Raw genomic sequence first — 10,768 nt, 5'->3', positions numbered from 1 at the left:
ACAGAGGAGATACATCGATATGGACCTATATTGGACGTGGAAAAAAGAGAAGAAGAAAGCCGAACCCAAGTCATAAGTCCGGCAGATCATATCTAAAGGGAATTTACACATAAAAAAGGACTTGACCAAATTTTGGATTTTCTTTATGAATTAAATCAATGTTTTTTATATTATCAATCAGTTCTTCTTCCAATTTGTTGGTGAATGCAATACTTAATTGAGTAGTTTTCACAAAAGATAAATTATTTAAATAACTATTTAATATTTGAAAAAACACTAATACAATTATTGAATAATAGAGTAGCTGTAGTTGTCCGTTGAATAAACTATCGACTATTGTTTTAGTCAAAAATATCTCAAAATACATACTGATAGAACTAAATACTAACGCCATAATTATAAAAATAACTGTTTGTTTATTAAATACAAATACCTTAATAAATGATTCGAGTGATAACGTGATTACTCTTAAAATTCGCTTCATTTCTTTTTATCAATTGAACGCAGTAACGGTTTCATTATTTCGAGAGAGTGCTCATATGTATTCACAACACCTGCAGCAACGACTTGCCCTACTTTATTCAAAACGAGCATAAATGGTACACTTCTTACTTTAAGCTCTTCCGCTATAACCTTAGCGTTGTATGCATATATTTTTAACTCTTCATACTTTGATCGTATACTCTGAAGGTCATTTTCAGTATAGCCTTCACAAAAAAATGCATAACTAAATTTATTGTGTTTTAAATATGTTTCTATCATGACGTTTATATTACAAGCAGTACAATTATTACTAGTGAAATAAAGTATGCTTCCATACTCAGTATTTTTTAGCCATTCTAGGTTTTCTTCTGGAAATCCTTCAATTAATTTTATTTCATCTGGTATATAAGTTCCAATGTCATATTCTACGTGCGATTTTAAAAATTTACGATGTGTAAGATTATTTGTTTGCATTTCTTAATCTCTCCTTGTCATAAGCTTCTTCAGCCCCTTTAATAATTAACTCGAAACACTCTTCCACTGAAATTTCGTGATTAATAGTTTTATATAGAGAATCGTCCAGTAAACTATAGAACTCATTTATGAATTCCCGCGTTAATTCATCATTTAATATATTGGGGCTTGAATTAATGGATTGCTCCCAAAAAGCTTCTAGGTTTATGCCCTTGTAATTATACATATGCGTTTTTAGTGTGGAAATCGTAGTTGAGAGTTGATTATCTTCATAATGCTCCGCAGCCTCTTCACTCATTAGAACTTTCATAATATCCCATGCTAATTCTCTATGCGTTGATTCGGTTGGTATGGATAACACTCGATTAAAGCCGACACTTTGACTGACATTTCTGCTATTCGTATTTACTGGTTGAGTAATAACCCCCCAAGTAAACTCATTAGTATCTAAAAGTTTAGTTACGTAAGATAAATTCCCTTCGTATAATGCCGATTTTCCTTGAAAAAATAAATCACCACTACCTTTTACAAACGAATTAGCATCATATAAATCAACAATCGTTTGAATCGCCTTTTCCCACTCCCCAATCTCAAATGTAATTTCATTCATTTCTTTATCGATGAAATACCAGCCGTTTGTAGCTGCTATGTTCATAAGCAATCCACTTGGGTTTGAAGAGTTTTCAAAACCTGCAATTCCATTCGTAAAACGTGTAGCCAATTGAAGTAACTCAAACCAATCCATTCCGTTAGTCGGATGATCGAGGCCGATGTGGTTAATTAAATCTTTATTATAGAATATTCCAGAAATATACGCGTCAGGTGATAATCCATATAGAACGCCACTTTCATCTCTTAAATAACTTATCATGCTATTCGAATATTTATCGATATCGAAACTATCTTTCTTTATTAAATTGTCTATACTTGACAAATAGGAATCGGCAACAAGTTCTTTATAATCGTTTGTATAGGAAACGATCAAGTCTGGAGCATGCTTTTTGATTTCTTCCACGTTTGTTTGCCCAAGCATTTCATATGGTGGGGTGATAACACGGATTTCTAGTCCCGGGAAATGTTCTAAAATCAAATTTCCATAAGATTGATAAAAAAACTGCTCTTCCGATTCAGAAGCATAGATCGTTATCTCCTGACTAGAGTAATCTTTTTCTTGTTCACTAGTAACTGTACAGCCAAACAAGGTCGCACTTAATAATAAAAAGATAGGAAAAATAACAATTCTCTTCATAGTGCCTCCGATTGTATGTTTTGATTAATCACTTTTTACTTGGATGATACTAGGTATTTCTACATCCCAATTAGAAACGGCATCAGCAATCGTTACATGATTGGCAATAATATCCTGCATTTGACTGTACAAATACCGCTTTACCTCACTTTCTGTTTGACGTGGCAAGTTGTTTTCCATGCTTAGCAGCGACATTGGAGAAGTTAGTTTGTAAAATACTGCAATATTTCTCATCTCATCATCCCTTAATAAATTTGATCTAACCGGGATCGTGTATCGGAATAAACTCATGTTATGTCTTTTCCTCGCAACGTCTTTACCATTGAGATGAGCCCACACCTCAAGTACTTCTTTACTATGGGGTGTAGCGTTATTTATACCATTTAAATATTGAAAAGTAACCGAATAACTCTTATCCGTTTCATTATTGAGCACTGGCGCTGTTGCAAGTCCCCAATCTATCTTCGAGTCACTTCTAGCTAGCTCGTCTTTAAACAAGTAGGAGTCCAGAACCATAGCTACTTTATTATCTTGAAAAAGTTCCGTGTAACGTTTTTCCGTAGCAGGCAAATTGCTCTCCCATTTATTTTTTTCTATAATTACTTCCAGCACTGATTTCCAAGCATCATGATTAAATGATGTACCGACGTCGTTAGGATTATACCAAGTCAATCCATTAGACTTCCCATACAGTAAAAACAAATCAACCATGTCATAATACGGAGTTAGTAATCCGGTCACACCATCTTCTATTCCTCTCTCCGTAATATAGTTAGCAAGTGTTAGTATGTCATCCCAAGTCATAAAATCATTTGGTGCAGAAATATTATAGTTTGCAAATAAATCTTTATTGTAGTAAATAGCTTGAGAAGCTAACGAATCTGATAGAAAATAAAGTCGTCCTTCCCCCATTATTTGTAAATTTTCCATAATCGGCGTATCGATTTCAGAAAAATCATATTGACTAGCATAATCGGTAACATCTTTTAATAGATTCTCTTCTAGTAGACTTGGATAGATAGCAGTAGGAAAATATATGATGTCCGGATTTTTCTCTTTGACTAATGCTATAAAACGTGCCGCATCCCAGTCGTCGCCGGATGTAGGAACGTAATTCAAACCATTCCATATTCCATCACCAAGTATCGGACTGTACTCAATAATTTGGAAGTCTATATTTTTGAATTTAGCTTGCAGAGTATTTCCGTAATCCATTTTGAAGTCAGTTGTAGAGCTATATAATATAGTGATAACCTTTTTCTCTTTTGACTGAGTAGTCGTACAGCCAGTTAATAGCCCGATACACAAAATAACGAATATAACTTGATTAACGTACTTCAATAAACCGTTTTTCATGTAACATACCTCTTATTCTAGAATTTAAGTAGTAGTAAGAGAGCGATATAAAGACGTCATGCGGATTATTTAATTTAGAAAAATGAACCATTTAATCCATACTTATTAAACGAACTATGTACAGATTCTTTTTGTTTGAGGGAACTACAAGCATAACTTCTCAAATACAACTTCAATTTTCAGGTACAGTAAAAATTACGGTAATTCACACCCATTATATATAATAATTCCATTTAATAGATTTTAATTTTATATACAGATATGAGGTGAGTGAGACATTAAAAAGATTTAAAGATTTAAGATTTCATATCATTAAAAAGGAAAGATAGTTACAAAGACTTATTCAACTATGATTTAAGAGACTACAATGATTTAAGAGACTACAATGATTGAAGAAAACAGCATTTTATGAATCTAAAATAACATAAATTAAGTATATCATGGAAAACATTAACTGTAAAGTATTAATAAGTTTTATGTCGAAAATAAGTATTTAATATTATAATTATGAATTATTAAGATTATCGCCCAATTCCCAAACGAATCCGTATAAATAAATGATCATAATTTAGGTAACTGAAGCCACGTATTTTTATAAGCTTTATTTTATTGCTTGTCCCCTCCATGATGCCATTGAACAATGTGGAAACAATCGTATGTATTAATTCACGAGCATGCAATGTGTTGCAATCTTTGCAACCGCGCCACAAGCATGAAAATAATACCGTTTGAACCTCTTCTAACCACCGGCTTGCTTGTGGGATAGAAGTTGCTTTTAACACATAACGTATATGATTCAATGCTTGTTAAAAATATTGGACAGAAGCAACTTCTTGCAGCCAAGTAACTACAAAGCTACGTTCTTCAGCTGTTAACTCTTCTGGTTTTCGGGCTAAGCATCGATCAATAAAACGTGATTTATGGTGTTTCTTCGCTTTGTCTAAATACCTTCAACGTCTTTGAAGAGCAGCTGTAAAAAACTGTACGAGATATAATCGATCCAGGACATCTTCGACATCTGGAAATACCGTTTGAATAGTTTTCGCTATAATAGGTGCAAATCACTCACAAAGGTTTGAATCGTACCACTTAATATATGTAAAAATATGTACGTATTGCTTTATCTCAATGTGGAACAATTGTTAGAATACATTCTGTCCCTGCGTTTAATACTTTTGTTTCATAATGGTGTCCTTTTTGAATAGCGAATTCATCGACACAAATGTCTGTCGCCGATTCCTCTACTAATCGTTCTGCTGCATCAAGGTAAAACCAACGTTCAACCGTTGTATAAGGAAGCTCGTATTCCCGTGCAACCTCTTGAATCGTACGTCCATGACAGCGCCCTACAATTTGTCGACAGAATGATGCTGTAGAAGAGCGAACGGGATCTTAACCCATAGTCATAAGTGAAAATAAATCCATATATTTTATAACATTGACGAGGAACAGAAAGCTCTAACCAAAGCACACCAATTTGCCAAGCATATCCGTGACGCAAACGACGCCTTGTCTGATCATTGCGAACCATATCTCCTTAGAAAATCATGCATCTTATCATCTGCGAAGATGCTTCAACTGGAAATACGTTTGGTTTCTCACAAATGGAAATCTAAATAGTAAAAAATGGTGGTTGCAATAGGACAGTAATGACAATAGTAATTTGATAAACTGATCGTACAAGGTGAAAACTCCTATCGTGTTTTGTCTCAGCAACAATTACGATAGATGAGTTTTAACTTTTTTTCTATATTAAAATGGATATTGTTGTATATTTACCAAGTCAACCCCAAGTTACGGTGATGAAGCATATATAACTATACAAAACAAAATATTGGTTGTATATAGCGAATATTGTAATATTTTGTCGATAATCCACATTATTGTTTTATATTGAGTAAAAGTAATGTTATAGATCACCGTTAGCCACAGTTTGCAACAAGATTAAAGCAACCATAACCTGAATCCATTGATCTAACTAATAAGTTCAGGTATTTTTATGTTGATTTATTGTCAAACAACAGTGAATCAATGATCAGATCAAAAAAACTAAGGGAGAGATACAACCTTGTCTATTATGGTGTGACGAACTATTACTTTGAAACGATTAAAGTGACTTCAAGCAAAATGTCACATTTCGAAAGAGCATCGTCATAATCCGATTATGCATGAATAACAATGAACTTCCGATTACCTACGAACTATTCCTAGGTAGTGCCAACGATTGTAAGACCTATCGACCTAATCTTGTCCGTATCAAATACGAATACGAATTGGGTAAAGTAGTCGTTGTTGCAGTTAAAGGGATGACCACAGGTGATAGATTACATATTGGATGAAAATGGTCATAAATCGCTCGGTAAAGACTATAAACGGAAATACCGTCTGTATCCCCGTACGATTCAAGAGAGGAAGCTGAAGAAAACAATCGATTAAAAACAAGCCCTGTTTTATAGTAAGAGTGCTAAAGCAGACCGTGTAACTACACTAGCCAAAGCACAGGATCTCATCGATGAATCTGGAAAATTTACACGAGCTACATCTAATGGTGCAGCCACATACGTGAAAAATAATAACTTTGACAAAGAAATAGGCGAAACCCCAGTTGACATAAGGTTTCAAAGCTGTTTTTCTGCAGAGTTCAATATAATATAATTACTAAATATTAAAACAGTTCTTTACAACTATTTATTCTTTCCTTCCTATGAGACAGGTACGACAAATAGCCATTGCTGTTGATATACTTATTTAGTCTCATCTATTTATCTGTTTACCAGCGAAACTCTCGTATATTATTAATAACTAGTTTTTTAATAGTTTTAAATCGTTATACCTCTTTTAAGGTATAATCGATGTAAATCAGATAGAGGTTGTCTTATATCCCCTTGAAGCTTTGTCTTCGTTGCCAAGACGGACACCTCTTTCTTTATAGAACTACTCGAATAAGCTGGATGACACAATCGTTTTCGTATATTCAACGAGGTTGAGTATCTACAAAGATAAAAGGAACTTCTCTTGTGATAAAAAATTATTGGATGATGTTTTCATGTTTTATATGGGCATCGATGTTGGCAAACGTCATCATGAGGCAGGGATTATCGATGAAAAAGGTAATCAAGTTGGAAAAACGTTACGCTTTGCTAATTCAAAGAAAGGAAGCAAAAAACTCCTTCATTTTATTAACCAGTGTAATGTAACACCAGATAATACTGTTGTCGGACTAGAAGTTACAGGTAATTACTTAATTTATACTTTTTTGTATATTCATAAACTGAGCTTCAAAACAATCGATTTAAATCCCATTTTTATATTTTCAAGACCCAAACAAACGTAAGTGATTTCTATATGATTGCTCAATTCATTCAGATTAATTCACCAGAAGAAACTCCTTTCATGGAAGAAGATTTACTAAGACTAAGGAACCTAGAACGATTACGCTATTCATTTGTAGAGCACAGTTCCGATTTGAAACGTAAAATTATCGCATGTTTAGATCAAGTTTTTCCAGAGTATGAAAAAATATTTTCAGACATATTTGGAAAATCATCGATGGAACTTTCGCTTTAATTGAAGAACAGCTAAAAGAGATAGAAATAGTTGCTATTTGAGATCTTGTCTATGATGACTTTGGTGCTTGTTGAAATTACCATAAATAAACTTACAATTTCCAACAATTAGCATAGTAATTCAGCAGGGCGGCCAGCACGAATGCCGAGAGCTGTAATATGGAAGGAAGGAACATTTGATGAATCGCATTCAATATTTGTCCCAGTTTAACCTACTGCGTTCGCTCTCTAAGGAAGATTTGATCACAATGGACGAATTGACTTCGATCACAACTTTTCCAAAACATACGTTCATTCAAACACCTGAAACGTTCACGGAAGAGCTGTACTTTGTGAAGGAGGGAAAAGTGCGCTTATATCAACTTAATAACGAGGGAAAGCAGTTCACTTTGGATATTTTGAGCGAGGGAAACATCTTTGGTGAAATAGGTGATATTTCATTAGGTACACGGGGACTGTTTATTGAAACGATCGAAGAAAGTGACATTTGTGTCATGGATAAAGAGCGGTTCGAGAGCTACCTCATTCGATGCCCACAATTCACGATGAATATGATTAAAGCCATGAGTGAACGGTTATCATACATGAGCAGCCTCGTCCAAAATCTAGCCATTGGAAGATTGCATGATAAAATCATTCATGTTCTGGCGGAACTTTCCGATCGGTTCGGAGTTTGGGACGAAGGTAACGATTACTGTCGAATCGACATGCTTATTTCCCATCAAGAGATTGCTCACTTGGTTGGAGCTTCAAGAGAAGCCGTGTCCATGGCTCTTAAAGAACTTGCAGAGAACGGTTTAATCCGTACCGGATTCCGTACAATATCCGTTTACCATTCCCTTCTCACATCAGCGCAAAATTTGCTAGAATGATAGCAACTTGTAAACTACATTACATCTTTTCCTTTCATCCACCTCGTATCATGGAGGAGAGTTAAATGACATGACGAAATGGAGAGATTTCGATGAACAATGCACCTCTTTTACCCTTACACACTGAATTGGAAAACGCCACTACACAGATGGAACAAATGCTCACTCCAGAAATGGTAACAATGTTTGATCAATCGATTCTTCAATTGAGAGTATCAGGTATCGCCACTGCTCTGAAGGTTGGAACAAAAGCTCCCGATTTTTCGCTAAAAGATCAGAACGGTAAAACTGTTACCTTATATGATTATACAGCACAAGGACCTGTTATCCTGTTGTTCTATCGCGGAGTTTGGTGTCCATTTTGTAATATTACGCTACGCGCTTATCAGCAAGCGTCGGAACTATTTGAAGCATCAGGAGCTCGAATTCTTGCGATAAGTCCGCAATCCCCAGACTATTCAACTACTATGCAAACGAATAACAGTATTACCTTTCCAGTTTTAAGCGATATAGGTAACAAAGTTGCATCCCAGTACAACATCTTATTCGAGCTTTCTGAATCGATACGCAACGTTTACCGGTCCATTGGTATTTCGCTTGACGATTATAATGGCGATTCCTCTTGGAAACTTCCGGTTCCAACAACTTATGTCATAGATCGTGCAAACATCATTCGACTAACCTATGCCGAAGCTGACTATAAACAGAGGCTAGAGCCTTCCCAAGTATTGGACATGCTGGCCTCTCTATAAGGTTTGTTATCCTCAACGGAGGTTCTATCTCATGCAATTCAAGGACAAGATTCCGGATTCTATTGTAAATCGTAAAGGAGCTCGTACAGCCAGCGAAATTCTCCCCGATGTAATCGGAATATTAAACAGTGGAAGAATAGAAAGTGTCAACCTGACCGAATGGTTGGTAGTAGACCATTTAAAGTTACTTAGACACGTCTTAATTGAATTTGAACTATTACAGCATGCCAATGCAATGCTATCTGAGCTGGAACAGATAGGGAGTCAATCAATGATGAAAGTAATCCCCCTCAATTGCTGGTGAGGGCCAAGTTAATCTCGCGACAGACTGACAAAGATCATGCGGAGCTATTCGAACAATTGGCGACTCATCGATCAGACAGTGTGCGCTGCTGAGCGGCTTTCGTTGTTGGGGCTTGAACAGAAGTTGGCACTCATTCGTCCATTCGCCGCGGATCACCACTTTGGTGTTCGCGAAATCGCTTCGATGTTTGGGCCAAACATATTGCGGATCTGAAGGACAATCCAGAATGGAGGCTCCCCCTGCTAGAACCATTGAAAGCTGATCCATCTAAATATGTGTAAGATTCTGTTGCAAATTGGCTGAATGACGCCGCTAAATCACGACCAGATTGTGTTGTCCAAATATGCCTCACATGGATGGAAGTGTCAGGAAAAAATGAGATGAAACGGATTGTTGCCCGGGCGCAAAGAAGTATAAAACACTAAAACGAGGAAGCAATTAAATACGCGCTTTAGGACCTTTCGATAGCAGTAATGCGATTGGAAGGTTCATTAATTATAAGAGGTTTAAAATGGAACAAGTATATACGTTAGTAACAATTTTCTATTTGGGACACCTGCCTTGAAAGAACGCTTCATCCCATATCAAAAATCCTACTCCTGAACGAGAAGTAGGATCTCAATAAAACTTCTTTAATCATCTACAACCATAAGTCGGAACCATGGAAATTTTTCAAGATAGATTCGATATAGCCAATCAATTCCTTTGTCATGCCATACATAATCGAAGACTGATTTTCATTAGGGGTAATCCACTGCCCCAATACCGTAGCAATAAACAGCCCAATCGTCATGGTCAGCCAACCAAGTAGGACGATTGCTTGCCAATATGAATGTGCTGATTCCCTGTGTCTATCCAATTTTATCATGCTGAATCCCTTCCCCGAACATTATAAAGCCTACTGTATACGTAAGGATCAAATTCATTTTTCACGTGATGTGATGAGCAGCGCACCATGAAATGGTATAATAGCTATATTTGGATGTGCAGTTAAAAATTAATCATTATTACCTATAAAGAAGGAGAAGGCAGGGAACACTTTGAACATCATTGTAGACGGAAACCAACTACGGCTCGATATTTCTCCTATTAAGAATGGGAGGAAAAAGTACCATCCTCTTGATCCCGTTATTAAAGCAATGGGGTGGACATACAACCATGAAGAGGAAGGTTCGATCTCACTCTCTTTCAAAGCACCAGGACGAAGAAAACGACTTATTTACATGATGTATGGGGAGATGGGCTTCTTCTGTTTGAAGATCAGATCTATATACACGGCGAAAATAGTCGCCAACACGAATCTCTACTAGTTGATGACGATCTTGAAGCAGAGGAGTTACAGGAATACCATGAACGTGCCACATTCACAGGCAAGCTGGCATCGTGATTTTAATGCTAAGGGCTTTAACAGTGATAAAATTAAAAAAATAATAGTTGAGGAAATGATTAAACTCGGACTTAATGATGAGCTTGCCCGCAAAAACGCTTCAACCTGGTAGTATTATAAAAAAATCTCTTCAATTAGAAGAACAAATCTTCTACACACTCATGCAGGAAGGCGTCTAGCGTGCGCGGCTCTCTGCCAAGCACGCGCTTCACAGTGTCATTTGGATTTTCTGACACTACCGTAGACATGGTTGGAATTTCCACAACGTGGTTCACGAGCTAAGAAGGCATATGCCCGTTCTCAATTAGATTGCGGCGTAATACTT

General features: G+C 36.2%; 9 protein-coding genes and 2 pseudogenes. 5 read left to right on the top strand and 6 right to left on the bottom strand.

Translation table 11 applies throughout. The features are described 5' to 3' along the window. Nucleotides 1-480 precede the first annotated feature (480 nt). From ACFSTH_RS11375 to ACFSTH_RS11355, 5 genes and pseudogenes are all read right to left on the bottom strand, one after another. Entirely contained in the window at nt 481-957 is a 477-nt protein-coding gene (locus ACFSTH_RS11375; RefSeq protein ID WP_377771358.1) for a hypothetical protein, read from the bottom strand. Further along, entirely contained in the window at nt 944-2,206 is a 1,263-nt protein-coding gene (locus tag ACFSTH_RS11370; protein ID WP_377771356.1) for an ABC transporter substrate-binding protein, read from the bottom strand. The genes ACFSTH_RS11375 and ACFSTH_RS11370 overlap by 14 nt, the downstream gene beginning before the upstream one ends. A 24-nt stretch (nt 2,207-2,230) precedes the next feature. Then, nucleotides 2,231-3,562, bottom strand: a complete 1,332-nt coding sequence (locus tag ACFSTH_RS11365) for an ABC transporter substrate-binding protein (RefSeq protein ID WP_377771354.1) — start codon at nt 3,560-3,562, stop codon at nt 2,231-2,233. A 521-nt stretch (nt 3,563-4,083) separates the two neighbouring features. After that, nucleotides 4,084-4,344: a transposase gene (locus ACFSTH_RS11360; protein WP_377771380.1), complete on the bottom strand. Its 261-nt coding sequence runs from the start codon at nt 4,342-4,344 to the stop codon at nt 4,084-4,086. A 343-nt stretch (nt 4,345-4,687) separates the two neighbouring features. Beyond that, nucleotides 4,688-4,927, bottom strand: a pseudogene (locus tag ACFSTH_RS11355) (ISL3 family transposase); the annotation flags it as partial. Nucleotides 4,928-6,608: 1,681 nt separating this feature from the next. Here ACFSTH_RS11355 and ACFSTH_RS11350 point away from each other — a divergent pair. The 4 genes and pseudogenes from ACFSTH_RS11350 to ACFSTH_RS11335 form a co-directional block, all read left to right on the top strand. Then, nucleotides 6,609-7,126 (top strand): annotated as a pseudogene (locus ACFSTH_RS11350) (IS110 family transposase); the annotation flags it as partial. 181 nt (nt 7,127-7,307) lie between these two features. After that, complete coding sequence (locus ACFSTH_RS11345) at nt 7,308-8,000, top strand: Crp/Fnr family transcriptional regulator (RefSeq protein WP_377771352.1); 693 nt, start codon at nt 7,308-7,310, stop codon at nt 7,998-8,000. A gap of 92 nt (nt 8,001-8,092) precedes the next feature. Continuing rightward, the gene (locus ACFSTH_RS11340; protein WP_377771350.1) at nt 8,093-8,752 is read left to right on the top strand and encodes a peroxiredoxin-like family protein; all 660 of its coding nucleotides are present in this window, start codon (nt 8,093-8,095) and stop codon (nt 8,750-8,752) included. Between the two features lie 31 nt (nt 8,753-8,783). Further along, nucleotides 8,784-9,056 carry a hypothetical protein gene (locus ACFSTH_RS11335; RefSeq protein WP_377771348.1) on the top strand — a complete coding sequence of 91 codons (273 nt, stop codon included), beginning with the start codon at nt 8,784-8,786 and terminating at the stop codon, nt 9,054-9,056. A gap of 640 nt (nt 9,057-9,696) precedes the next feature. On the opposite strand, the gene ACFSTH_RS11330 is transcribed toward ACFSTH_RS11335, so the two are convergent. Continuing rightward, nucleotides 9,697-9,915 (bottom strand): hypothetical protein, encoded by a 219-nt coding sequence (locus ACFSTH_RS11330; RefSeq protein ID WP_377771346.1) that lies wholly within the window; start codon nt 9,913-9,915, stop codon nt 9,697-9,699. Nucleotides 9,916-10,405: 490 nt separating this feature from the next. Between ACFSTH_RS11330 and ACFSTH_RS11325 the strand changes: the two genes are divergently transcribed. After that, nucleotides 10,406-10,555, top strand: coding sequence for a hypothetical protein (locus tag ACFSTH_RS11325; RefSeq protein WP_377771344.1), 150 nt, complete (start codon nt 10,406-10,408; stop codon nt 10,553-10,555). The last annotated feature ends 213 nt before the right edge of the window (nt 10,556-10,768 follow it).

Origin of the sequence: Paenibacillus yanchengensis (assembly GCF_042684845.1) — a bacterium.
Lineage (GTDB): Bacteria > Bacillota > Bacilli > Paenibacillales > Paenibacillaceae > Pristimantibacillus > Pristimantibacillus yanchengensis.
This window is presented reverse-complemented; position numbering and strand designations above follow the sequence as displayed.

What these genes read in the sequence shown, in the direction of transcription:
- ACFSTH_RS11375 (WP_377771358.1), bottom strand. Translation starts at nt 957, where the DNA reads ATGCAAACAAATAATCTTACACATCGTAAATTTTTAAAATCGCACGTA.
- ACFSTH_RS11370 (WP_377771356.1), bottom strand. Translation starts at nt 2,206, where the DNA reads ATGAAGAGAATTGTTATTTTTCCTATCTTTTTATTATTAAGTGCGACC.
- ACFSTH_RS11365 (WP_377771354.1), bottom strand. Translation starts at nt 3,562, where the DNA reads ATGAAAAACGGTTTATTGAAGTACGTTAATCAAGTTATATTCGTTATT.
- ACFSTH_RS11345 (WP_377771352.1), top strand. Translation starts at nt 7,308, where the DNA reads ATGAATCGCATTCAATATTTGTCCCAGTTTAACCTACTGCGTTCGCTC.
- ACFSTH_RS11340 (WP_377771350.1), top strand. Translation starts at nt 8,093, where the DNA reads ATGAACAATGCACCTCTTTTACCCTTACACACTGAATTGGAAAACGCC.
- ACFSTH_RS11335 (WP_377771348.1), top strand. Translation starts at nt 8,784, where the DNA reads ATGCAATTCAAGGACAAGATTCCGGATTCTATTGTAAATCGTAAAGGA.
- ACFSTH_RS11325 (WP_377771344.1), top strand. Translation starts at nt 10,406, where the DNA reads ATGAACGTGCCACATTCACAGGCAAGCTGGCATCGTGATTTTAATGCT.